This window comes from Rugamonas violacea (genome assembly GCF_016461825.1).
Taxonomy (GTDB): Bacteria; Pseudomonadota; Gammaproteobacteria; order Burkholderiales; family Burkholderiaceae_D; genus Rugamonas.
Map to the genome: position 1 here is coordinate 68,866 of NZ_JAEMNU010000083.1, position 23,280 is coordinate 92,145.

Sequence of the window (23,280 nt, forward strand, 5' to 3'; positions counted from 1 at the left end):
CGCTCTATCAGATTTTGTCGATGGCGTTCTTGACCGCTTCCTTGGCGTCGCCCAGACCTTTTTGCAGCTTGCCTTCGGCTTGCTGGTTCAGGCCCTTGGCCTGTTGTTCCGAACTACCGACCAGCTTGCCAGCCTCTTCCTGGATTTTGCCGCCGATGTCTTTCGCGGTGCCTTTAACTTGATCCTTGTTCATGATGAACTCCTTGATGATGGGTTAAACAGCTCAGTACACGGCCTGTGCCGTGTGCTTGAAACCATCATAGGGCCGACAGGCGGAGCCTTCCGTGCGTTCGCGTACAGAACGCCAACATTGTTTACTCGACAGGCTTGCGCCAGACGCTGGCCAACCACGGCTGCTGCTCGCGCGGCAGTCCCGCCGGCCGGTAGTAGTGGCTCAGCGGTAGGAAACCGGCCGTGGCCATGAAGGCCTGCCAGGCCGGCCAGTCGTGGTAACTGCCGTAGCGCGGGCCGTTCCAGCCTTCGCGGTTGTCGCCGCGCGGATTCGAACTGAACAGCACGCCGCCCGGCTTCAGGCAGGCGCGCAGGTCCAAGAGCACCTGCGGCAAGGCGGCCGCCGGCACGTGGAACAGCGAGGCGTTGGCGAACACGCCGTCGAAACGCCGCGCCGGCAGGTCCAGCTTGACGAAGTCCTGCTGCCACACCTCGCAGCCGCTGAAGGCGCGCGCCATCTCGACGAAGCGCGCCGAACCGTCGACGCCGACGGCGTGGTGGCCCAGCGCGGCGAAGGTTTTCAGATCGCGGCCCGGGCCGCAACCCAGATCGAGGAGGTGCAACGGCGCCGGCGCCGCGATGGCGTCGAGCAGCGCGGCGATGTTCTGGCTGACGTCGTGGTCGATGGTGCCGGCGAAGAACTGCTCGGCGTTGTGCTCGTAGTGCTGCAAGGTCAACTGGGTGATCTGTTCGATCGGGGTGGGGTCTCGGTCTGGCATACATGCTCTCGCGAAGGCGGCGCCGCGATGCGCGCCGCCAGTCGCGCTACTCTACCAGAGGAGCTACCAGACGCGCACGCGCTCCTTGGGCGCCAGATACAGCGTCTGGCCCGGCTGCACGTCGAAGGCCGGGTACCAGGCGTCCAGGTTGCGCACGGTGGCGGTGCGCCACTTGTCGGGCGAGTGGCCGTCGGTCAGGATGCCCTGGCGCAGCGCCGGCTCGCGCATCTTCTCGCGCCAGCTCATCGCGTAGCCGACGAAGAACTGCTGGTCGGCGTCGGCCTGCACCGGCTTGTCGCGCAGCGTGGCGCGGTAGGCGTCATAGGCGGCGGCCAGGCCGGCCAGATCGGCCAGGTTTTCACTCAGCGTCTGCTGGCCGTTGATGGCCAGGTCGGGGAAGGGTTTGTAGGCCGAGTACTGCTTGGCCAGCGCCGCCGAGGCCTGCTTGAAATGGGCGCCGTCGGCCTTGGTCCACCAGTCGCGCAGGCGGCCCTGCGCGTCGAACTGGGCGCCCTGGTCGTCGAAGCTGTGGCTGATCTCGTGGCCGATGGTGGCGCCGATGCCGCCGTAGTTGACGGCATCGCTGGCGGCCGGATCGAAGTACGGCGCCTGCAGGATGGCGGCCGGGAAGTTCAGCGCGTTCTGCATCGGCAGGTTGACGGCATTGACCAACTGCGCCGGCATGGCCCATTGCGTGCGGTCGACCGGCTGCGCCAGTTTGGCCAGCTGCTGGCGGGTGTGGAACTGCTCGGCGCGCTGGAAGTTACCCAGCGCGTCGCCCGGCGCCACCTCCAGGGTGTCGTAGGAACGCCAGTGGTCGGGATAGGCCACGCCGACGTACAAGGTCTTCAACTTGGCGTGGGCCTCGGCCTTGGTGGCCGGCGCCATCCAGTTCAGCTGGTCGATGCGGTGATGGAAGGCGTCGACGATCTTGCCGACCATTTCCTGCAGGCGCAGCTTGGCTTGCGGCGGGAAGTAGCGCGCCACGTAGAGCTGGCCGACGGCGTCCGGCATGGCTTCGTTGACGGCGGCCAGCGCACGCTTCCAGCGCAGCGGCTGCTGCGGCGTGCCGGTTAAAGTTTGGCCGTAGAAGGCGAAGTGCTGGTCGGCCAGCGCTTTCGGCAGCACGGTGTGGGCGTGGTTGATCTGGTGGAAGCGCAGGAAGTCCTTCCACGTCTCCAGCGGCACCGAGCCGACCAGGGCGGCGGCGCCGCGCATCGCGCTCGGGTGCCAGACGATGAAGCTGTCCTGCCCGGCCAGGCCGGCGCTGGCGAACAAGGCGTTCCAGTCCAGGCCGGGCGCCTTGCGCGCGAAGTCGGCGGCGCGCCAGTTGTTGTTGGCCTTGAGGACGTCGGCCGAATCCTCGCGCGTGGCGTGCGTGGCGGCGATCTTGCGTTCGAGCGCGAAGACGCGGGCGGCGCGCTCGTCGGCGCGGTCGATGCCGGCCAGCTTGAAGGTGGCGGCGATGTGCGCCAGGTACTGCGCGCGCAGCTTGGCCATGGCCGGCTTGGCGTCGAGGTAGTAGGCGCGGTCCGGCAGGCCCAGGCCGCCCTGCAGCAAATACGGCCGGTTGTGCGCCGGGTCTTGCAGGCCTTGGGCGATCCACAGGCCGAACAGGTTCTCGGTGAAGAAATCGGTCGAGTTGAGCGGGTCGACATCGGCGCGCAGGCCGGCGCCGAGCGCGCGGGTCAGCGCGGCCTTGTCGGCGATGGCGTCGATCAGCTCCAGCTGCGCCCGCAACGGCGCCAGGCCCTTGGCGTCGATGCCGTCCTGGTCCAGCGCGCTGGCGTAATAGGCGGCGACCTTCTTCGCCTCGGCGGTGGCGGCCGGGTCGGCGGCGACACCCTCGATCAGTTTGACGATGCGGCTGTTGGTGTCCTCCACCAGCGCGGCGCCCACGCCCCAGTTGCTGCGGTCGGCCGGGATCTCGACGCTGTTGAGCCAGTCGCCGTTGACGTAGTCGAAGAAGTCGTCGCCGGCGCGCGGCGCGGCCTTGCCGGCCGGCTGGCCGGCGACGGCGGGCACACTATCGGCGGCGGCGAAGGCCGGCGCGGCGCTCAGCGCGGCGCCGTACAGCGCCAGGCCGAGGGCGATCTTCAAGGGGGTGTGGCGCGGCGATCGAACGGATGCTTGCATGGTTGTCCTTGGAAAAGGGATCGAATGAAATGGTCGCGCGCCGCGCGTCGGCCGCGCTGCGACGAACTGCAGATTGTACTGAATAGATATTGAAATGACAGCACTCAATGCGGCGCCGTCGCCGCATCGCGGGAAAAGATACGCTGGGGCAGCAATATTCCTTTTTTCCTTCTGGGAATGGCGATATAGTTCACTGGTAGCAACGCGAATTCCAATGAGGAGAAAAATATGAAACTTGATGCACTGTTCCAGAATCCAACTGCGTTGCCCACCGCTCCCAAGGTCGTCGAGGAGCTGATCAGCAGTTTCGACAAAGCCAGCGTTTCCACCGAGGAGATCGCCAAAAAGCTGTCGACGGATCCGGTGCTGAGCGCCAAGCTGCTGCGCCTGGCCAACTCGGCCTACTACCATGTCTCGCGCAGCATCGGCACCGTCGAGGACGCCGTGTTGATGCTCGGCTTCGTCACCGTGCGCACGCTGGTCATCAGCTCCGGCCTGGTGAGCGGCTTCAAGACCGTGCCCGGCCTTGACCTGAAACAATTCTGGCGCTACAGCCTGCACACCGCCGTCTCGGCCAAATGGATCGCCAAGCAGTGCGGCGAGAACACCGACCTGGCCTTCACCATCGGCATGATGCATTCGATCGGCCAGTTGGTGATCCACTCGGCGATGCCGGAACAGGCGATGGCGCTCGACAAGATCGCCGGCCCGTTGGACTCGCGCCGCATCGACGCCGAAATGACCTCGCTCGGCTACAGCTTCGCCGACGTCGGCGCCGAACTGGCGCGCCGCTGGAAGTTCCCGACCACCTTCTCGGAGACCATCAGCGCCTTCCCGAATCCGCTGACGCCGGAAATCAACCGTCTGGCCGCCGTGGTGCACCTGGCCGCCTGGCGCGCCCGCGTCGAGGACGGCAAGCTGACGGAAGAGGAAATCACCTCCTGCTACCCGACCGAGATCGCCGACGCCCTCGGCCTGGCGCCGAACGCGCTGGTCGACAAAATGCCGTCGCCGGACGAACTGAGCGCCGGTCTGGAAGACCTGGTGCGTTAATCCCCCCGCCCTCGGCGGCGCCAAGGCCGGACACGCGTCAGCGCGTTTCCGGCTTTTTTTTGTTTTTCCGACAACATTTCCCCGCCCGCCGCCGGTTTTTTCGCGATTATTTTCGAAAATATCTGAATTATTTTCAAAATCGCCCTCAAGTTTCCCAAATGCACGTCGTTAATCTGGACAAGCGGTAGTCTTTTTCCATTTTCCAGGGTGCGCCCATGACCTCCACCGAAGTGTTGTCGATGTATGAAAATATTGCCGGCCTGAGCAATCAGATGGTGGCGGCCGCCCGTATGAGCGACTGGGACGGCCTGCGCCGGCTGGAAGGCCAGTGCGCCTCCGAAGCGCGCGGCGCCGCCGCCGGCGTGCCCGCCCTGAGCGGCGCGCCGCGTCTGCGCAAGATCGACCTGCTGAAACAAATCCTCGCCAACGACCGCGCCATCCGCGACGTCACCGAGCCTTGGATGAACCAGGTTCCCGGCCAGTCGCCGCGGCAGTAAGACGCCGCCGCCCAAGAAAAAAGCGCCCGCGGGCGCTTTTTGCGTTTGTGCCATGGCCGCCTGAATGCCGACCAAACCCAAGGGCGCAAACCTGGGGTCGGACCCAGCGGGGTCCGACCCCGGCTCTTCGCCGCAGGGGTTAGCAGGCTGCCCCGGGGCCGCCTCCGCTTACTTCTCGCCGATGGCCGTCAACAGCGCCAGGGCGATGCCCTCGGCCGCCTTGGTGATCTCGTCGAGCGAGGGGAAGCTCGGCGCGATGCGGATGTGGCTGTCTTCCGGGTCGCGGCCGTAGGGGTAGGCGGCGCCGGCCGGGGTCAGCGTGATGCCGGCCTCCTTGGCCAGCGCGACGGTGCGCTTGGCCATGCCGTTCGGCGTCACCAGGTCGATGAAGTAGCCACCGTCGGGACGGGTCCAGCTGACGCCGTCAACCTGCCCCAGCAGACGCTCGAACTGCGCCAGCACGGCATCGAACTTCGGCTTGAGCAGCAGGCGGTGGCGCTCCATCAGCGCCTCGACGGTGGCAGTGTCCTTCAACAGGCGGACGTGGCGCAGCTGGTTGATCTTGTCCGGGCCGATGCTGCGGATGCCGGCGTGGCCGGTCCACCAGGCGATGTTGGCCGCCGAGGCGGCCAAGGCGGCGACGCCGGAGCCGGCCCAGCTGATCTTCGAGCTGGAGGCGAAGACGATGGCGCGGTCCGCATTGCCGGCGGCGGCGCAGGCGTCGAGGATGCTGGCGCAGGCGCGCTTCTCTTCGCTCAGATGGTGGAAGCGGTAGGCGTCGTCCCACAGCAGGCGGAAGTCCGGCGCCGCCGTCGTCATCGTCGCCAGGCGGCGCACCACCTCGTCGGAGAAGACCACGCCACCCGGGTTGCTGTATTTCGGCACACACCACATGCCCTTGATGCTGGCGTCGGCCGCGACCAGGCGCTCGACCAGGTCCATGTCCGGCCCCTGCTCGGTCATCGGGATGTTGATCATCTTGATGCCGCGCGCTTCGCAGATGGCGAAGTGGCGGTCGTAGCCGGGCACCGGGCAAAGGAAGCTGATCGGCTGCTGGCCGATCCACGGGGCGTGGCCGGGCACGCCGGACAACAGGCCGTAGACGATGACGTCGTGCATCAGCGACAGGCTGGCGCTGCTGTCGACCACCACTTGCGCGGCCGGCACGCCGAGCAGCTCGCCGAACAGCGCGCGCGCCTCCGGCAGGCCGACGCTGCCGCCATAATTGCGCGCGTCGGTGCCGTCGGCCGCCTTGTAGCCGGGCAGCGCCTCCATCAGCGCGTTGGACAGGTCGAGCTGCTCCGGCGCGGGCTTGCCGCGCGACATGTCAAGTTTCAGGCCGAGTTGCTTGAAAGTCTGGTATTGCTGAGATGGGGAGTCTGCTGCGGTCATGGGGCTCTTTCAAAATGGGTCACGCCTGCGGCGCGGGCACCATTGAGCCTCGCGCGGCCGGGTGGGCCGCACTGACGATCACTTGGGGGGGAGGAATTCTGGAGAGCGAACACCAGGTATCTCCTGGTGTCGCCTCGTCGCCGGTTGCATCCGGCGTTCGCGAGCGCATTGTCGGCATCGCAAACCGCTTCCAGGCCAAGTCGTTTCTTCAACGCTCATTCCACTTGCCGCGCCACACTATCGTTGGTGGCTGCGCCGGACCAGGGCCTGTCTGTACTGCTAAGAGCACGGAGTTAGTATAACCGACATTTTTGAAATTTGTCGAGTCTGTTCAATATGCATATTGACTTTAGGATTTTTCCTGCTCCAGCAACTCTTCCGGCATCACCTCGGGCGCAGCAGCAGCAGCAGCAGCAGCAGCACCACCAGCCGCCGCCGGTTCAGGCTCGGCCGGTTTCTTCTTGCGCCAGCCCTGCCAGATCTTCAACGGCGCGCTGCCCTTGCCGGCGGCCTTGCGCCGCCGCAACACGTACCACAGCAGCCCCAAGGCCAGCAGCACGGCGCCGCCGCCAGCGGCCAGCAGGCCGCTGTGGCTGGCGGGCTCGGGCGGCTTCTCCTTCTTGTCGCTGTACTTCAGTTTGGGCAGACGCTTGGCGGCCGGCGCGGCCACGATGGGCGGCGGCGCGGCGTGCGCGGCCGCCGATGCAGCCGACGCCGACGCCGTTGCGGACACGGACGCGGACTCGGACTCGGACTTGGACTCGGACCCGGCGGCGTGCGGCGCGGCCGCGCCCTGGGCCGCAGCGTCGGCATGCGCCGCCGGTGCGGTGGCCGGTGCGGCAGCCGGCGCGTGCGCCGGAGCAGACTCGGCGTGTGACTGCGCCAGGGCGGCGACCGGTGCGGCAGCCGGCGCGGCGGCATGGCCGACCCCGGCTGAGGCGGCATGACCAGCCCCGGCCGTGGCCGTGGCTGTTCGGATGGCAGGCGGCGGCGCGATGGCCGGCGCCATCTTGGCGGCGGCCGGCGGCGCCTCCAGCGCGTATTGCAGCACCTTGACCTTGCCCTCCAGCTCGACCAGCTTGGTCGACAAGGTGGCATTGCGATAATCCAGGGCGACGCACTCCTTGGCGCTCAGGCCGGCCGACTTCGCCACGCAGGCCGCACCGGCATCCGGCCGGACGGACGGCGGCATCCGTTTGGCGGTGGCATCGACGGCATCGGCGGTCTCGGCCGCGACGGCAGGCATGCGGCGACGGGCGACGGGTGCCGGCGCAAGCGTGGCCACGGCCGGCTGACGGCTGGCGGCCGACGCCGGCAAACGCGGCGCCACGCGCGCCGGCGGCCGCTCGTCAAGCAACTCTTCAGGCGGCGCGGCGGCGCGCGTGCCGACCGGCGCGGCGGCCGGCGCGGCAAGGTAAGCCGGCGTCGGCGGCGGCACCGGATGGGGATCGGGCTGCAGCCAGACGGTGGCGGCGCGCACCACTTGGCGGCCGGGCGCGCCCAGTTCGAGGAACAGATGGAGGTAATTGGCGTCGACCGCCTGCAAGGTGGTGACGTGGAGGAACTGGCGCTGGTCGCGCCGCACCACCGACATGTGCACGCTGCCCAGCACCGGATTCATGCGGATGTTGGCGCCGCTGAACACGTCGGGCAGGGCCAGCCGCACCGGCAGGCCGGCCACCTCGTCGGGCGCCAGCGAGATCAGCTCGATGTCGGCCGACAATTGCTGGCCGACATAGGAGCGCACCGTGATGTCGCCCAGCTCGACCGCGCGGACAGACGGACACAGCAATGCCGCCAACACAATGGCGCCAGCGCGCGAGGTCATCGAAAAAAGTGGTCTGCGCTGCATGTCGTGGTCGCTTAGATGCGAATTCTTGAAGTGTATCAGCTATAACGGCTGAAAATCGCCGTTTTGTAGCCCTCCGTAAATAATTGCTGTCGGCCACCATCTGCTTCGCCGTGACAAAAACATCAATCTTGTCCCTGCGCTAAAATGGACCACCCCACTTTCACAGCAAGGAATGCCATGAGCAGCAGAACCGAACGCGACAGTTTTGGCCCGATCGATGTGCCCGCCGAGCAGTTGTGGGGCGCGCAGACCCAGCGCTCGCTGGAGCATTTCCACATCTCCAGCGAACGCATGCCGCCCGAGCTGATCCACGCGCTGGCCAGCGTCAAGCGCGCCGCCGCCCGCGTCAACCTGGACCTCGGCCTGCTCGACGGACCGAAGGTGGTGGCGATCACCCAGGCCGCCGACGAGGTGTTGGCCGGCAAGCATGGCGGCGAGTTCCCGCTGGCCGTGTGGCAGACCGGCTCCGGCACGCAGACCAATATGAACATGAACGAGGTGCTGGCCAACCGTGGTTCCGAGCTGATGGGCGGCCTGCGCGGCGAAACCCGCCTGCTGCATCCGAACGACGACGTCAACCGTGGCCAGTCGTCCAACGACATCTTCCCCACCGCCGTCTACGTCGCCTGCGCCCAGGCGCTGCGCCAAGCCGTGCTGCCGGCGCTGCGCCAGCTGCGCGCCACCCTGGCGGCCAAGAGCGAGGCCTTCGCCGACATCGTCAAGATCGGCCGCACCCACCTGCAGGACGCCACGCCGCTGACCTTGGGCCAGGAGTTCTCCGGCTACGTCGCCCAGCTCGACTTCGCCGAACAGGCGATCGAGAACGCCCTGCCCGGCGTGCTGCAACTGGCCGCCGGCGGCACCGCCGTCGGCACCGGCCTGAACGCCCATCCCGAGTTCGCCCAGCGCATCGCCGCCGAGCTGGAGCGCGCCCTCGGCCTGCCCTTCCGCAGCGCCGACAACAAGTTCGCCGCCCTGGCCGCGCACGACGCGCTGGTGTCGGCCCACGGCGCCCTCAAGACGCTGGGCGCGGCGCTGATGAAAATCGCCAACGACGTGCGCTGGATGGCCTCCGGCCCGCGCTCCGGCCTGGGCGAGATCAGCATCCCGGAAAACGAACCGGGCAGTTCCATCATGCCGGGCAAGGTCAATCCGACCCAGTGCGAGGCGCTGACCATGTTGTGCTGCCAGGTGTTCGGCAACGACGTCGCGATCACCTTCGGCGGCGCCTCCGGCAACTTCGAGCTGAACGTGTTCAAGCCGCTGATGGCGCACAACTTCCTGCAAAGCGCGCGCCTGCTGGCCGACGGCATGCACAGCTTCGAGCACCACTGCGCCCGCGGCATCGAGCCGAACCGCGAGCGCATCGGCGAACTGATGGAGCGTTCCCTGATGTTGGTGACGGCGCTGGCGCCGCATATCGGCTACGACCGCGCGGCGCAGATCGCCAAGCAGGCCCAGCATGAAGGCACGACCTTGAAGCAGGCCGCGCTGGCGCTGGGCTTCGTCAGCGAGCAGCAATTCGAGCAATGGATCGTGCCGCTGGCCATGACGCGGCCGAACGCCAAGGGTTAGGCGCCCGGCACAAGGGAGGCGGCCGGAGCGCGGCCGGCGCCGCGGCCCGCCCTTTCTGGCGGGGCCAAGGCCGAGGCCAAGGCCGTGGGCCGGGGACCGAGGCCAAGGTCGGGAGCGTCCGCCTCAAAAACCGAAGCTGTAGCGCACGCCGATCAGCAAATCGGGCCGCGCCGTGGCGTCGTGGCCGGGATTGACCCGCAACATTAGCGCGCCGGTCAACTTTCCTTGCCTGCCCTGGTAGCCCAGCACGCGGGCGTAGCTCAGTTCAAGGTCGCGCTCGACCGCCGTCGGCCGCAGGTTCAGCAAACGGCCGTCGTAGCTCAGCGCGTTGGGGGCCAGCCGCGTCGCCGGGCCGCTCAGCTGCAACGTGCCGTCGCGCACCATGACCGGCACCGACAGCGTCAATCCCAGCCGGTCCGTCGGGTGCCACAACTGGGTCCGCGACCAGCCCACGCTGTAGGCCACCGTGCGCACCCCGGTCACCTGCGAGATCAGGCTGTCCGGATTGCCGAAGCCGGCGGTGCGGCCGGACGAGGCCATCGCCACCAAGGAGCTATTGGGCGACAGCGCGTAGCCCACCGACACGGAGGTGAACACCGTGGTCGGACTGGTCTTCAAGGCCAAGGCCTGGGTCTGCTGGCTGCCGAGCAGCGAGCCGCTCTCGCGCAACATGCCGAAGCTGACGATGCCCACCGCCCGGCCCATCTTTTGTTCGAATTCGGCGCTGCTGAGGAACAGCTTGTTGCGCTCGCCGGGGATCAAGCCGAGCGGGTCGGCGCGCAGGCCGTTGGCCGACAAGGCGCCCAGGCGCAGGCGGCCGCCGCCGCTGGTGGCGAAGCTGACGCCGGCGTGGCTGGCGTCCCTGAGCATCGCGTAATAAGGCGCGTTGAAGCGGGCGCCGCCGGACAGCTCCAGCGGCGTCAGGCCGCTCGCCTCCAGGCCGAAGAATTTCTCGCCCATGCCGCCGGCGCCGAAGCCGATCACCATGCCGCGCGCGTCGCGCCGGGCGAAGGCGATGGCGCTGCCGTCGCCCGCCATGCTCAGGCTGCGGCCCGGCTGGCTTCGCTCGATCAACGCCGCCTCGCGGTCCATCGCGGCGAACAAGGCGTTGGCGCTGGCGGGCCGGGCGCCGCCGCCCACCGGGTACTGCCATGGTTGGTAAATACGGAAGGAATTGTCCGCCGCCGAGATGGCTGTGACACTGAACGGATCGGCCGCGCTGGCCGCCGTGGCCGCGAGCGCCAGACACAAGGCGCCGCAATGGAGGGGGAAATTGAACGGTTTCATGATGACCTCTCGCGAACGAGCATTGCCACAAGTAGCAATTCCAGCTTAGCAATTGATTTTCCACCTAGCAATGCCAAAGCGACATCTCGGATCGAGTAAACTATACGCTTGTCGGAATGCCGCTACACTCGCTGGAGTGAATGCAAGCCACACTACACATCACAGCAACAGAGGATAAAATGCAGAAAGTCAGTTTTGAATTGAGCGGGGAATTTGTCGAGTTGAACCAGTTGTTGAAGCTGGTCGGTTTGTGCGACAGCGGCGGCGCCGGCAAGGTGATGGTGGCCAGCGGCGTGGTCAAGGTCGACGGCAAAAAAGAGTTGCGCAAGACGGCGAAGATCCGCGCCGGCCAGCAGGTCAGCGTGGGCGACGTCAAGATCAGCGTCGACGCCGCTTGATTTTCTTCTTGCATTTGGGCAATATTGAACTAAGCTGAAAGGAGCCGGCACGCGATTGAGCGTGCACAAACCGCCCCGATTTGGCCGTCGTTATAGTGGACCTTTTGGGCCGCGAGGTTCTTTTCAACTAGTCACAGGGGAACGCCATGGACGGCCCTCAGCAGCACAGCATGCAAAGCCAGGAACGCTTGATCGGCGATCTACGCCAGGTGATCGAAAACGCCGAGGAGCTGCTGAAAAACACCGACCAGTACCACACCGCGCTGTATCAAAGCGCCAGGGCCAAACTGGCGCAGGCGCTGCAGGCGGCCACCGAGGAACTGGCCCGCTTCGAGGACGAGCAACTCGACCGCATGATCCAGGCCACCAACGAGGCCTGCGCGCTGCACCACGAGGCCGACGGCGAAGCGCGCGTGCTGCGCGCCTTCCGCTGAGGCGACGGCGCCGCGCGCCCGCCGCCGGCGCGGTGCGCCCCGTCCGCGCCCCGTCCGCACCCCGTCCGCCACGGCGCCTATCGTCCCAGCCGCTGGTTCTCGATCACCGCGTCGAGCGAGAAACGGCCCGGGCCGAAGGCCAGCAACACCAGCAACATCCCCCCCCAATAGAAATGGTCGTTGATCGCCGCCGGACACTCGAAGCTGAACAGCTGCGGGTAGGAAATGACGGCCATCAGGTTGACGGCGAACAGGCCCAGCGCGGCCGGCCGCGACAGCAGGCCGACGAACAACAACAGCGGAAAGCTCAACTCGCCGGCCACGCCGACATAGGCGGCCAACTCGGGCGACAACAAGGGCACCTTGTACTCGTCGCGGAACAGGGCCAGGGTGCCGCCCCAGTCGCCCAGTTTGAGCAGGCCGGCGCGGAAGAATTGCGAGCCGACGTAAAAGCGCAGGGCCAGGCTGAGCATGGAGCCGCCCCAATCGCTCAGGGTGGCGTCGAAACGGGACAGTTGCCGGTGTACGCCCAAGATCGTTTTCATCATTGTTTTCTCTTTGCGTGATAAGTGTTGGTGAAAGTGCGGGTGAAAGTGCGGGTGAACGGCGCGGCGGCACGGCAGCCGGCCGGCCGCGTCGTCGACGCCCGCTTCGGTGTTCGACTACTCAGGCCGTGATCGCGACGATCAGGCCGTGTTCCATCCATTGCCGCAGACTGGCGCCGACGTCGAACGCCTCGTCGCGCTCGAAGGCGGCGTCGAGCGCGACGCCGAAACTGGCGCCGCCGGCCAGTTGCGCCAGCGCGGCGTGGCCCGCCGCGCCGAGCGGCAACAGGCGGCCGCGCCAATGCGGCCGCATCACCAGGCCGTGGCTGGGCACGGCCATGTCGTCGGGGAAGCCGACGCCGGCGCCGGCCTGGTGCGCCAGCCACAGCGGCACCGTGGCCCAGTCCGACTGCAACAGCACGCAGGCCGGATGCAGCCGCAGGCCGGCCGCCTCCAGCTGCTCCGGCGCCAACTCAGCGAGCTGCTCGGCCGTCAGCGCCACCGCCCCGGCGGCGTAGTGGGCGCGGTGCAACGCCCACTCCAGCCGCGCCATGTCGGGCAGGTAGGGATAGTCGGCGACCGGCGGGAAGCCGGCCAGGAAATCGGCGAAGCGGGCGCCAAAACGGTTCAGGTCGGCGTCGTCGGACGGCCGGGCGCGGCCATAGGCCTGGCTCAGTCCGTCAAAAAACTCCTCGCCGACCAGCGCGCGCAGCACCGGATAGGCCGCCGCCAGCGTCTTGCTCCAGGTCGCACTCAGGTTGCCGCGGTACAGGGCGAAGCGCTGCGCCGCCTGCTCGCCCTTGAACTGGAGCAGCGCCGCCGGCGCGCACGTTGGATCGAACAGGGCGGCGGCGAAATCCTGCTGCGCGGCCGCCAGTGTCGGCGCCGGCGCCGACACTGGCGTGGCCGGCGCGGCGGCGTGGCCGGCCGGCGCGTCGAAACGCAGCACGGCGCTGCCGGCCAGCTCGCCGGCGACCTCGGCCGCCAGCGCGCGCGCCTGCTCGGCCTGGCCCAGCAGGATCTCCAGCGCGGGCAGGTCGGTGTCCCACTCGATCAGCGTCGGCAGCGTGCCGAAACGTCGCAACGCCGCCTGGTACAACCGCCAGACCGGCTCGGCCACCACGTCGCCATGGTGGTCGATCACCGCCAGCGGCGTCACCAGATGGCCGGCCAGATGGATCTCGCCGACGGCGCCGACGGGAATGGCGGCCAGCGCCGCCAGCGCGTCCTCGCCGTGGTTGCACTGGTTGACGTACAGGTTGTTGATGTCGAGCAGCAGCGCGCAGCCGCTGCGGGCGGCCAGCTCGGCCAGGAACTCGGCCTCGCCCATCGCGTCGCCGTGGAAACGCACATAGGTCGAGACGTTTTCCAGCAGCAACTGGCGGCCCAGCGCGTCCTGCACCCGGCCGACCCGCTCGCACAGCAGGTCGAGCGCGGCGCGGTCCAGCCGCAGCGGCAACAAGTCGTTGAGCTGGCGGTCGGCCACGGCGCCCCAGCACAGGTGCTCGGAGACCAAAACCGGCTCGGCGCGCCGCACCAGTTCGCGCACGCGCGCCAGATGGGTATCGGAAAAGCCGCGCGCCGAGCCCAGGCCGAGGCCGACACCGTGCAGGCTGAGCGGGTAGTCGCGCCGCAACTGCTGCAGCACGTGCCAGTCCCAGCCGGCCAGATCGAGGTAGTTTTCAGTGTGCACCTCGAGCCAGTCGGCGCGCGGCCGCTGCTCGAGAAACTGGCGGTAGTGCGCGGCCCGCAGACCGACGCCGAAGCCCAACATGGGGGCGGTGGCGACGCTTCGGCGCGACATGTTGCGGACTCCGCCAGTCAATCGGCCGCTTACTTGGCCGGTGCGGCGGTTTTGCCGCCGGCCTTCTCGCAAGTGCCCTTGGCGACGTATTTCCACTCGGCGGCGCCGTTGTCGGTTTTCGACTGGCCGGCGCAGGAGTGGGCGCCGTTGGCGGCGGCACAATCGTTTTGGCCGGCCTTGGCGATGCCGAAGCATTTCTCTTTTTCGGCGGCGGCCGAGGCCGAAGCGGCGGCCGAAGCGGTGCCGACGGTGGCGGCGCAGACGGTGGCCAGGGCGGCGGCGATCAGGGCTTGACGTTTGTTCATGGTAAGTCTCCTTAAAGGGAAAATAAGTAAAGTTTCGTTATGAAGAGTGCGACCTGATGGTCAGCAACTGAACGATAGTCGCGCCACACTCCTGCAGCCTTACACAGATTTTTTTATTTTTTTGAACGGGGATCTCAACCCGGCAAAACTCAGGCGATTCTACTGAATACTGGTGACAAAAACAAAACAACCAAAAAAATAATTACGCCGCAGCGCAGCATGCGCCGCCCTGGCGTGACTAACGCGGCGCCGCGGCGGCCTGTTGACAAGACGGAGAGACAGAGAGAAAGAGAAAGACACGGACAGGCCGACGGCGCGAACGCACGGTCAGCCAAGGGCAGAAACTAGCTTAAAGAAAGGAAGGACGCCGCGACGGTGCGCTGGCGCCATATGTCGGCACGCGACCGCCCGCGCGCGCATGGCGCGCGCGGCGGACACCATGGCGGCCTGGCTCAGGCCGTGGTGTTGATCGTGTTACCCAGATGCGAGGGCAGGTTCGGCGCGGCCGGAACCGGTGGAATCGCCTCGATCAGGGCGGCGGCGCTGGACGCCTGAATGTCCTGCGCCTTCTTCAACACGGCCACGCCAACGGCCTGCTTGGTGCCGGTGTCGGCGATGGTGGTCGATAGCTGAGCAATACTCGATACGTCCATGTGGTTCTCCAGTACAGGACAAGAATGCCTATCCTATCTTTACGGACGTTTTCGGCAAAGCTTTAGGCCGTGCTGCCAATTATTCCGGCAGTGCCGTTGTCGCGGGAGTCGCGGGAGTCGCCGCAGTCGCGGGAGTCGCCGCAGTCGCGGGAGTCGCCGCAGTCGCGGGAGTCGCGGGAGTCGCGGGAGTCGCCGCAGTCGCCGCAGTCGCCGGCAACGCCAAGCGCGCCAGCAGCCAGTCCAGCACGGCCTGCGGCGCGTTCAGGTCGAGCCAGGTCACGCCGTCGCGCAGCTCGGCCGGCCGTGGCTGGTTGGAGGCCACCGCGACGATGCATGGGTCGTCCGGATACAAGGGCGCCTGGCCGAGGGCGCGGTAGACTTCCAGCTTGTCGAAGGCATACGACTTGAAACCCTCGACCAGGGTCAGGTCGGCCGGCGCCAGACGGGCCAGTTGCTGCTCCAAGGTGGGCTGCTCGGCGCCGCGCAGCTCGTGGATGACGGCGAAGCGGAACGGCGAGGCGATCATCACCTCGGCCGCGCCGGCCAGCCGCAGCCGCGCGCTGTCCTTCTGCGGCGGCTCCAGTTCGACATCGTGGTGGCTGTGCTTGATGATGTTGACCTTCAGTCCGCGCGCCGCCAGGTGGCCGACGAGGATCTCCAGCAGCGTCGTCTTGCCGCTGCCGGAACGACCGACCACGCCGATCACATGGCGCGCCCGCGCCGTTGACTCTTGTTGCATTGCACTACCCTCTACTGGCTGATGTTGCCGCCATTATACGCAGCCAGTCCGGCCCGCCCCGCCGCTCAGGGCTTGAAGATCTCGTTGCGCTGGCGCCGCACGCTCAGGCCGATCATGCACAGGCCGGCCATGAACATGGCGTAGCTGCTCGCCTCCGGCACCGCCGAGATGGTCTGCGGCACGTAGCTGGCGCCGGCCTTGGCCAGGTCGGCGTCGGTCACGCCGAAGACGAAGAACTTGTTGTCGCCGCCGGCGGCCGAAAAGTCGTTGTCGTTGGCCACGTACAGCGTGTGGTTCAGCACGCCGTTGATGCTGACGTCGGCGCCGAAGGCCAGGCCCTCGATCTTGGCCGGGATTTGATTGGCGGCGTAACCGTTGGCCTTGAGCAGCGGCACCAGGTCGAGGAACAAGGACTTGCTGACCGACGGGCTGGCCGCGTTGAGCTTGGCCACGCCGTCGACGCTGGCGGCGCCGTTCAGGTCGACCATGAACAGTTGCTTGGCGACCGCCTTGGAACCGTCGCCCAGTCCCTTGCCGTCGCGCTCGTCGACCAGGAATTGGTGGTCGTTCAGCGCGACGATCTCGCTGACGCCGCTGCCGGTGCTGAGCTGGTAGGCGTACTCGTGGGTGGCCTTGGTGGCGATGTCGATGGTGACGATGCGCAAGGTGCCCTTGGCGTCCTGCGCCAGGTTGGCCTGCATGATGCCGACCAGGGTCTTGCCGTCCGGCGTGATGGCCAGGCCCTCCATGCCCTTGTTGGCCAGACGGCCGCTGGTGTTGCCGGCGATCTCGGCGTCGCCGTTGGCGTTCGGCTTGGCCGCCGTCAGGCTGCCCGGCAGCGCGAAGCTGTTGATGCGCTGGCCGCTGGCGCGGTCGAACTGGTAGACGTAGGGGCCGTACTCGTCGGACACGAAGATGCTCTTGCCGTCCTTCGACACGCGCACCGCCTCCGGATCAAGACGGCCATTGTTCGGATTGGCGCTGGACTTGCTGGCGTCGAAGTTGTCCGAGCGGCCGCTGAAGTAGTAGTGGCCGACATCGTTCAACTTCGGCGTGCCGCCGCCCAGGGTCAGGCCGCCGCCGGTGCCGGCCGAGCCATCGCCGTAGACCAGCGCCGTCGGGCTGTACAGCAAGGTGGTGGCGCTCAGCGTCGGCGTCAGATTGAAGGCCAGGCCCTTGCCGCTGGTGTTGGCGCTCAAGCCCAGGCTCAGCGTCTGGAAGCGCGGGATGTAGGAGGTGGTGTTGTCGACCAGGGGGTTGTAGACGCTGGCGTTGGGGCCGCGATCCGGCGTCGCCAGGAAGGTGTTGTTGCCGGCGTATGCGAGGCCGGAGCCGACGCCGCCCAGCAAATTGCCGGCGGCGCCGTTTTCCAGCGCGCCGGCGGTGCTGCTCGACAAGTCGAAGCCAAGGCTGCCCAGGCTGCCAACGGCGATCAACTCGACCGCGTGGGCGTGCGGGGTGTAATAGGCGGCGGCGATCAGCAGTGGCAGCAGTCTCAAGTGTTTCATGGTTCATCCCAAGCAAATTGACAATGCCTGGACGATAGCATTTACACATGACCGTTTGATGACCGTTTCAGCACGCAAGCCGGGACCGCCGCCGACCATCGGCAACCGGCAACCGGCAACCGCCGACTAGTAAGGCACGCGGTAGCGATAGCCCTTGTAGTTGAAGACGGCGGCCTTGGGCAACAGCTTTTCCAACACCAGGCCGGCGGCCACCTCCTCGCCCTCGTGGCGCAGCACCTTGTCGATCAGCAGTAGACGGTCGGCCGGATTCTTCGAGTAAATGTAGCCACCCACGGCGATGGGCGGAATCGCCCTTTGGATGGGCTCGGGCAGCTCGCGCACGCTCTGCACGGTGTCGTCCGGCGCGGCAGGCGCGACGGTGGATGGCAGCGGCTGAGCGTGCGCGGCGACGTCGGTCGAGGCGGGCGAGGCCGGCTTGCGCACCGGTTCCGGCCGCTCGGCCAGCGTCGACCCCGGCGTCGGTGCCGCAGCGGCCTTGGACGGCTTGAGTGTCTCGACCGGCTCGACAGGCGCCGGCGGCATGGCGACCGGCTGCGCCACAGCTGTCGGCGCCGACAGCGCCGCGACAGGGGCTGACGGCGCGACCGTCAAGCTCGGGTTCGTTGCTGTAGTGGTGGCAGCGGCGGAAGTGGCGGGCGCGGCGGGCGCGGCCACATTGCCGGCAACGGCAGGCGTGGCGGCGGTGCCGGCGTCGGCCGAAACCGGCGCCACCGCCGGGCTTGGTTGGCGCCACACCAGCGCCAGCAAGGCGACGATGATCGCTGCCATCGCCATCACGGCCAGCGGCAGCGGCTTCTTCCATGCCGCGCCGGACGCGGCCGCCACCTCGCCGTGCAAACTGGGCGCGTGAATGGTCGGCAAGGCGCCCAATTGACGCTCGGCCTGGGACTTCTTGAGTGCTTCCAAAATATACGACATATTATTTCCCCGCCACGACGTCGGCCGCGCTGGCGCTGAGCAGCAAGCGCGGCTCCGCCACGCCGCCCAGCTGGTTCAGCCGGATGAATGTTTTCGGACCGGCCACGCCGTCCGCCTTGAGTTGCTGGGCCTGCTGGAACTCGCGCAGACGCTGCTGTAACGCGGCGTCCAGCGGCTGGCCTTCGAGCGGCTTCTTCAGGCCGTACAGCTGGGCCAGACGGCGCGCCAGCCAATCGACGTCGGCACCGTGGTCGCCGCCGCCGACCTGCTCGCGCCAGCCGCGTGGCGCGCGCCAGAAGGTGCTGTACTCGCCGGCGTAGCGCTGTTCCAAGGCCGCCAGCGCGATGTTCTGTTGACGTCCGGCCACGCTCAGCGTCGCCGCCTTGTCGCTCAGGCCAATCAACAGCGCGTAGTGCGGCGCGGCCGGATTGTCGTTCAGCACCAGCAGCGCGGGACGGTCCAGGCGGCGCAGCTCGGCCAGCGTGGCCTTGCCTTGCAGACAGCGCAAATTCATTTTCGCCGCCATCTGGCAAGGCTCGCCGTCCGGCAAGGTCAGCCCCCACAACGCGGCCAGCTGACGCAGGACCGCCTCGGCATCGGCCGCGCCGGCGCCCACCATAAAGGCTGGGGCGACAGGAACGGCGGAGCCAGGCACACCGCCAGGGCCAACGGCCGAAGCGGCGACAGCGCCGACACGATTGGCCGAGGCGATGTTACCGCCGGTAGTAGTCGCGCCAACAGCGGCACCGGCGCCAGCAGCGGCGCCGGCAAGCGGCTTGGCGGCCACGGCCGGCTTGCCGTCCGCCGGCGGAGTCGCCAGCGTCGACGCCGGCAACAGATGCCAGGCCGCCGCGCCGCTGATCAGCGCGCCGGCCAATACGCCGCCGGCCAGATAAGGCCAGTAGCGCCGCAGCGCCGGCTTGGCGGCGCGCTCGCCGGCGAACACCTCGGCCGCCGCCTTGCGCAGAATGCCGCGCGTCACCTGCGGCTGGTTCTCCACATAGGCGCCCAGCAGCGCGCGGTCGCACAGCAGGTTGATGCGGCGCGGCACGCCCTTGCTCAATTGATGCAGCAGCGGCATCAAGCGGCGCGGCAGGGGCGCCGCCGCCGAGCTGGCGCCGGCCACCGCCAGCCGGTGCTCGACATAGCTGCCGGTCTCGGCAGTCGACAGCGAACCCAGGTGGTAGCGCGCGATGACCCGCTGCGCCAGTTGTTCCAGCTCGGGCCGCGCCAGCATGGCGCGCAACTCCGGCTGGCCGATCAAAATGATCTGCAACAGCTTGCGCTCGCTGGTCTCCAGGTTGGTCAGCAGACGCAGCTGTTCGAGCACGTCGGCCGACAGGTTTTGCGCCTCGTCAATGATCAGCACGTTGTTGCAGGCCTGGGCGTGGCTGGCCAGCAGGTAGCGGTTGATCGCGTCGACGTATGTCTTGACGCTGACCGCGCCGGCGCCCTGCGGCGCCAGCTCGATGCGGAACTCGTCGCACACCGACAGCAGCAGTTCCTCCACCGACAGCTTGGGATTGAAGATATAGCCGAGCTTGCAGTTGTCCGGGATCTGCTCCATGAAGCAGCGGCACACCGTGGTCTTGCCGGCGCCGATCTCGCCGGTCAGCAGCACGAAGCCACCGCCGCCGCCGACGCCATACAGCAGATGCGCCAGCGCCTCGCGGTGGCGTTCGCTCATGAACAGATAGCGGGGATCGGGGGCGATGGAGAACGGCGATTGTTTCAGATTGAAAAATTGGGTGTACATGAAGGCCCTGGCGATGCGTCAGCGTACCGGTCGCCGGCTGTTGAGCGCGGGCGGCAACGGTTTGAACTTGGCGCAGTAGATCTTGGATTTGGTGTCGAAATAGACGATGCGGGCGGCCGGGCTGGCCTCGCGCACGGGGAAGGCCGAGCTGTCGATCTTGATGTAGTGCACGCCCAGCTGCTCGGCGATGGCCTGCTCCAGCTTTTCCGGCGTGGCCTCGGCGACGGCGCCGACGAACACCAGCGCGCTGCTGTCGTCGCTGACCATCACTTCGCTGATCTGCACGCCCCACAGCGTGGCGTCGGTCTTGAACCAGTAGGCGCCGCCCTCGCGCTTGTAGGCCGGGCCGAAGGCGCCGAGCAGATAGTCGTAGTAGTACTGGTTGTTGATCTCGTCGCGGCACTGCAGGCCGTTGCCGATGATGGTGCCGAAGGTGGTCGGCGCGGCGGCGGCCGGCAAGGCCAGCAGCGCCGCCGGCGCCGTCAGGACGGCGACTAGCAGCGCCGGCAAGGCGGCACGCCACTGGCCGCCACGGCGGCGCGCGCTCAGCAAGGCCGGCGCCCGCCCGGCGGCGTCGCTTGCAACAACGATGATGGATACACCATGCCAGACTCCAGGGTTGAACAAGGCCGCGCGCCGAGGGCGGCCGCAGCCAACGCTTACAGTTTCGACATCCAGGCGCGGTTGGCGCTGATGCGCGCCTTGGCCGTGGCCGGCAGCGCCTCGTAGCAGCCGGGGTATTGCTTCAGGGCGCTTTCGCGTATCTCCTTCGGCACCCCGTTAACCAAAAAGATGTAGAGCACGCCACCATCGTCGGTGGTTTTCGTCCCCATATACTTGATCATCGCAGCCCCCCTCACCGGCGCCTATGCGGGCCTCCACGGCATAGCACTGCAAGCATTATGACATCAGCCCGGAAAATCAACTACTCTCGGCCGCGCCCTGTTGCGCAGGTGTTCTATCGACGGTAACGGCAGCGGCGCGGCAAACTTCAACCGGCGCCGCTCAGCCCGCCGGCAACCACGGGTCGGCCTGCGGATCGGGGAACACGCCGACCATGAAATCGATGAAGCTGCGCACCTTGGCCGACAGCTGGCGCCGGCTCGGATACACCAGGATGATGGCCAGGCGCCGGCTATAGAATTGCGGCAGCACCCGCACCAGGCGGCCGCTCTCCAGGTCGTCGTCCAGCGCGCACGAGGTGCGCATGACGATGCCCATGCCGGCGATGGCGGCGTGGCGCAACACGTCGGCATTGTTCGAGATCAACTTACTCACGATGGGCACCTCGACTTCCTTGTCGCCGCAGCGCATCGGCCAGTGGTGGCGCAGTTCCTCGTAGGCGTAGTTCAGGCAGTCGTGCCCGCTCAGCTCGCGCGGCGTGGCCGGCGTGCCGCGCCGCGCCAGATAGGCCGGCGCCGCGCACAGAATCACGCTCGAGGTGGCCAGCCGGCGCGCCACCATGCTCGGGTCGATCTTCTGGATGCCGAGGTAGATGCCGACGTCGAAGCCGTCCTCGACCAGATCAACGTTGCGGTCGCTCATGGTCACGTCGAGCACGATGTCGGGTTGCTCGGCGGCAAAGCGCGGCAGCAGCGGCGCCAGCTGGCCCCGGCCGAAGCCCGGATGGCAGTAGATGCGCAACGTGCCGCTGGGCCGCTGGGCGGCCGACGAAGCGATCGCGTCGGCGTCGTCGATGTCGCCGAGGATGCTGCGCACCCGCTCCAGATAGTGGCGCCCCGTTTCGGTCAGCGACAGCCGGCGCGTGGTGCGGTTGAGCAGGCGCGCGCCGAGATGCTGTTCGAGGTCGGCGACATGGCGGGTGACCACCGCGTTCGACATCGCCAGCGCGCTTCCGGCGCGCGCGAAACTGCCCTGTTCGACCACCTTGGAGAACACCCGCATCGATTGCAGCCGGTCCATAGCCCACCTCTATTATTTCCGTTTTAGAAATTGTGCATTGCGAGTATTCGCCTTTTTTGCTGATTCCGCAACGACTACACTGCGTTCATCGATGGCTGACGCACGACGCGAGCAGCCCGACGCAGCCCGTCCGGCGCCAGCGTGGCGCCATCCCAACACTCTTTTGGAGCCACATCATGAACGCACGGAAACTGATCGCCACCCTGACCCTGCTGGCCGCCGCCGGCCTGGCCACCGCCAACGCCGTCGAGACCGCGAGCGCCGCCACCGCCGCCGCCGCCGCCGGCGAGCGCGCGGAGAAGGCTGCGGCGGCGCCGAGAACCGAGCATCTATTGGCCCGCGTCAACATCGGCGAGCAGGCCGGCGACCAGGCCGTGGCGCGGTCCCGCCCCGGCGCCACGCCGGGCGTCGCCGCGCGCAGCCGGGCCGAGGTGCGCGCCGAAGCGGTCGAGGCGCTAAAACAACACCGCTCGACCTTGGCCGAGGACCTGCAATTGAGCAACAACTGAGCGAAAACCTAGAAAGCCGAGCAAAGGCCAAGCAGGCACCGCGTCTCAACTGAGCAACAACTGCATCTCAACTGAGTAGGCAGCAAGCCGCAATCGGGCCGGCGCAGTCGCGCCGCGCCCGCGCCGCCCCCCATCCCCCATTTCCGCGGCGGCCGCACAGGCGCCGCCAGCGGCCGTCGAGGTCGCTAAAAATGCCCCCTGGAAAACTTCCCTTCCGCACCAAGTTGGCCCATAGTTTCGCCGTTCTAAAACAACAACGGATATTGTCAAATTTAAATATGCAGCGCGTGGCTACTATGATTTAATTGACTTCGGCCGCTCAGCAAATACCAGCCATTCCCGCCACCTAGACAACGTTTGGCGGGCGGCGCTTGGCGGACATTTCATTCGGGAAAAAACAGCGTGGGCCACACGGCCGGGCAAGGCACCGCCCCTAGCCGGACAGCAACGCATACCAGCTTTTTGGTATCAATAACACCGGGGAATTTGATGAAAAACATAATAAGGGCATCATCCTTCATTTTCATGCTTGCCACGCTGCCGGCCACAATGGCAGCTCCACCCGCAGCGCCACGCAGCACGGCCCGCAGCACACCGACCCTGGCGGTCGAGACCGAAGCAAACACGCTGGGCGACGCGCTGCAAGGCGCCGAACAATTCCTGGGCAACACCGAACTCAAACACGGCAGCGCGCCCTGGGGCCAACCACGCAGCTCCCTCGCGCCCGTCCAAACCGAGCGCGCCGGCAAGGCGGCCGGTCAGTTCGCGGCCCATGCCCTGGCGCCAAAAACCAAGTACTCCACCGTGCCCGAGCCGAAGATGTACTCGATGTTGTTCCTCGGCGCGGTCCTGCTGGTCATTAGCGGACAAAAGGAAAAAGACGAGAAGTTCACGGCCTAGGCGCAAACCTGACCGTTTCCACAGCCCTTGCTCGCAAGGGCTTTTTTTTTGTCCACCACGCCGCCTCCCCGGCACCGTCCAGCCGCGTTTTTGCGCATCTGGTCCCGCCATTTCGCGCTTCTGTC

24 protein-coding genes are annotated in these 23,280 nt (G+C 67.2%); 7 read left to right on the forward strand and 17 right to left on the reverse strand.

The window, feature by feature from the left end; all coding sequences use genetic code 11:
• Nucleotides 1–7: 7 nt before the first annotated feature.
• The 3 genes from H7U20_RS16285 to H7U20_RS16295 all read right to left on the reverse strand — a co-directional run bounded on the left by H7U20_RS16285 (nucleotide 8) and on the right by H7U20_RS16295 (nucleotide 3,086).
• Nucleotides 8–193: a CsbD family protein gene (locus H7U20_RS16285; RefSeq protein WP_099415843.1), complete on the reverse strand. Its 186-nt coding sequence runs from the start codon at nucleotides 191–193 to the stop codon at nucleotides 8–10.
• A 121-nt stretch (nucleotides 194–314) separates the two neighbouring features.
• Nucleotides 315–950, reverse strand: a complete 636-nt coding sequence (locus H7U20_RS16290; RefSeq protein ID WP_199760201.1) for a class I SAM-dependent methyltransferase — start codon at nucleotides 948–950, stop codon at nucleotides 315–317.
• Between the two features lie 63 nt (nucleotides 951–1,013).
• Nucleotides 1,014–3,086, reverse strand: a complete 2,073-nt coding sequence (locus tag H7U20_RS16295; RefSeq protein ID WP_199760202.1) for a M13 family metallopeptidase — start codon at nucleotides 3,084–3,086, stop codon at nucleotides 1,014–1,016.
• Nucleotides 3,087–3,314: 228 nt separating this feature from the next.
• On the opposite strand from H7U20_RS16295, the gene H7U20_RS16300 reads away from it, so the two are divergent.
• Together H7U20_RS16300 and H7U20_RS16305 are read left to right on the forward strand one after the other, a co-directional pair.
• Nucleotides 3,315–4,139: an HDOD domain-containing protein gene (locus H7U20_RS16300; RefSeq protein WP_199760203.1), complete on the forward strand. Its 825-nt coding sequence runs from the start codon at nucleotides 3,315–3,317 to the stop codon at nucleotides 4,137–4,139.
• A gap of 215 nt (nucleotides 4,140–4,354) precedes the next feature.
• A complete protein-coding gene (locus tag H7U20_RS16305; RefSeq protein WP_199760204.1) occupies nucleotides 4,355–4,636 on the forward strand; it encodes a flagellar protein FliT in 282 nt (93 codons plus the stop codon).
• Between the two features lie 168 nt (nucleotides 4,637–4,804).
• Here the strand turns inward: H7U20_RS16305 and H7U20_RS16310 are convergent, their stop codons facing one another.
• Nucleotides 4,805–6,028: an aminotransferase class I/II-fold pyridoxal phosphate-dependent enzyme gene (locus H7U20_RS16310; protein ID WP_199760205.1), complete on the reverse strand. Its 1,224-nt coding sequence runs from the start codon at nucleotides 6,026–6,028 to the stop codon at nucleotides 4,805–4,807.
• A gap of 349 nt (nucleotides 6,029–6,377) precedes the next feature.
• The gene (locus tag H7U20_RS16315; RefSeq protein ID WP_199760206.1) at nucleotides 6,378–7,832 is read right to left on the reverse strand and encodes a type IV pilus assembly protein FimV; all 1,455 of its coding nucleotides are present in this window, start codon (nucleotides 7,830–7,832) and stop codon (nucleotides 6,378–6,380) included.
• A 225-nt stretch (nucleotides 7,833–8,057) separates the two neighbouring features.
• On the opposite strand from H7U20_RS16315, the gene fumC reads away from it, so the two are divergent.
• Nucleotides 8,058–9,455, forward strand: coding sequence for a class II fumarate hydratase (gene fumC / locus H7U20_RS16320; protein ID WP_199760207.1), 1,398 nt, complete (start codon nucleotides 8,058–8,060; stop codon nucleotides 9,453–9,455).
• Nucleotides 9,456–9,578: 123 nt separating this feature from the next.
• Here fumC and H7U20_RS16325 read toward each other — a convergent pair whose 3' ends face one another.
• Entirely contained in the window at nucleotides 9,579–10,742 is a 1,164-nt protein-coding gene (locus H7U20_RS16325) for a hypothetical protein (protein WP_199760208.1), read from the reverse strand.
• Between the two features lie 179 nt (nucleotides 10,743–10,921).
• Between H7U20_RS16325 and H7U20_RS16330 the strand changes: the two genes are divergently transcribed.
• Together H7U20_RS16330 and H7U20_RS16335 are read left to right on the forward strand one after the other, a co-directional pair.
• The gene (locus H7U20_RS16330; RefSeq protein ID WP_093386072.1) at nucleotides 10,922–11,140 is read left to right on the forward strand and encodes an RNA-binding S4 domain-containing protein; all 219 of its coding nucleotides are present in this window, start codon (nucleotides 10,922–10,924) and stop codon (nucleotides 11,138–11,140) included.
• A gap of 146 nt (nucleotides 11,141–11,286) precedes the next feature.
• Nucleotides 11,287–11,574: a hypothetical protein gene (locus H7U20_RS16335; protein WP_199760209.1), complete on the forward strand. Its 288-nt coding sequence runs from the start codon at nucleotides 11,287–11,289 to the stop codon at nucleotides 11,572–11,574.
• A gap of 77 nt (nucleotides 11,575–11,651) precedes the next feature.
• On the opposite strand, the gene H7U20_RS16340 is transcribed toward H7U20_RS16335, so the two are convergent.
• The 11 genes from H7U20_RS16340 to H7U20_RS16390 form a co-directional block, all read right to left on the reverse strand.
• The gene (locus H7U20_RS16340; protein ID WP_199760389.1) at nucleotides 11,652–12,119 is read right to left on the reverse strand and encodes a DoxX family protein; all 468 of its coding nucleotides are present in this window, start codon (nucleotides 12,117–12,119) and stop codon (nucleotides 11,652–11,654) included.
• A gap of 121 nt (nucleotides 12,120–12,240) precedes the next feature.
• A complete protein-coding gene (gene bufB / locus H7U20_RS16345; protein WP_233410807.1) occupies nucleotides 12,241–13,923 on the reverse strand; it encodes an MNIO family bufferin maturase in 1,683 nt (560 codons plus the stop codon).
• A gap of 29 nt (nucleotides 13,924–13,952) precedes the next feature.
• Nucleotides 13,953–14,228, reverse strand: coding sequence for a BufA1 family periplasmic bufferin-type metallophore (locus H7U20_RS16350; RefSeq protein WP_199760210.1), 276 nt, complete (start codon nucleotides 14,226–14,228; stop codon nucleotides 13,953–13,955).
• Nucleotides 14,229–14,680: 452 nt separating this feature from the next.
• Nucleotides 14,681–14,881 carry a YjfB family protein gene (locus H7U20_RS16355; protein WP_199760211.1) on the reverse strand — a complete coding sequence of 67 codons (201 nt, stop codon included), beginning with the start codon at nucleotides 14,879–14,881 and terminating at the stop codon, nucleotides 14,681–14,683.
• A gap of 79 nt (nucleotides 14,882–14,960) precedes the next feature.
• Entirely contained in the window at nucleotides 14,961–15,620 is a 660-nt protein-coding gene (gene mobB, locus H7U20_RS16360) for a molybdopterin-guanine dinucleotide biosynthesis protein B (RefSeq protein WP_199760212.1), read from the reverse strand.
• Nucleotides 15,621–15,685: 65 nt separating this feature from the next.
• On the reverse strand, nucleotides 15,686–17,128 hold the full coding sequence (locus tag H7U20_RS16365; RefSeq protein ID WP_199760213.1) for an esterase-like activity of phytase family protein: 1,443 nt from the start codon (nucleotides 17,126–17,128) through the stop codon (nucleotides 15,686–15,688).
• 126 nt (nucleotides 17,129–17,254) lie between these two features.
• Nucleotides 17,255–18,067, reverse strand: coding sequence for a general secretion pathway protein GspB (locus H7U20_RS16370; protein WP_199760214.1), 813 nt, complete (start codon nucleotides 18,065–18,067; stop codon nucleotides 17,255–17,257).
• A gap of 1 nt (nucleotide 18,068) precedes the next feature.
• Entirely contained in the window at nucleotides 18,069–19,823 is a 1,755-nt protein-coding gene (locus H7U20_RS16375; RefSeq protein ID WP_199760215.1) for an AAA family ATPase, read from the reverse strand.
• Nucleotides 19,824–19,841: 18 nt separating this feature from the next.
• A complete protein-coding gene (locus H7U20_RS16380) occupies nucleotides 19,842–20,450 on the reverse strand; it encodes a hypothetical protein (RefSeq protein ID WP_370593164.1) in 609 nt (202 codons plus the stop codon).
• 32 nt (nucleotides 20,451–20,482) lie between these two features.
• Nucleotides 20,483–20,656 (reverse strand): hypothetical protein, encoded by a 174-nt coding sequence (locus H7U20_RS16385; RefSeq protein ID WP_233410808.1) that lies wholly within the window; start codon nucleotides 20,654–20,656, stop codon nucleotides 20,483–20,485.
• Nucleotides 20,657–20,828: 172 nt separating this feature from the next.
• The gene (locus H7U20_RS16390; RefSeq protein WP_199760217.1) at nucleotides 20,829–21,746 is read right to left on the reverse strand and encodes a LysR family transcriptional regulator; all 918 of its coding nucleotides are present in this window, start codon (nucleotides 21,744–21,746) and stop codon (nucleotides 20,829–20,831) included.
• 176 nt (nucleotides 21,747–21,922) lie between these two features.
• Between H7U20_RS16390 and H7U20_RS16395 the strand changes: the two genes are divergently transcribed.
• Entirely contained in the window at nucleotides 21,923–22,255 is a 333-nt protein-coding gene (locus H7U20_RS16395; protein ID WP_199760218.1) for a hypothetical protein, read from the forward strand.
• Nucleotides 22,256–22,804: 549 nt separating this feature from the next.
• Nucleotides 22,805–23,155, forward strand: a complete 351-nt coding sequence (locus tag H7U20_RS16400; RefSeq protein ID WP_199760219.1) for a hypothetical protein — start codon at nucleotides 22,805–22,807, stop codon at nucleotides 23,153–23,155.
• The last annotated feature ends 125 nt before the right edge of the window (nucleotides 23,156–23,280 follow it).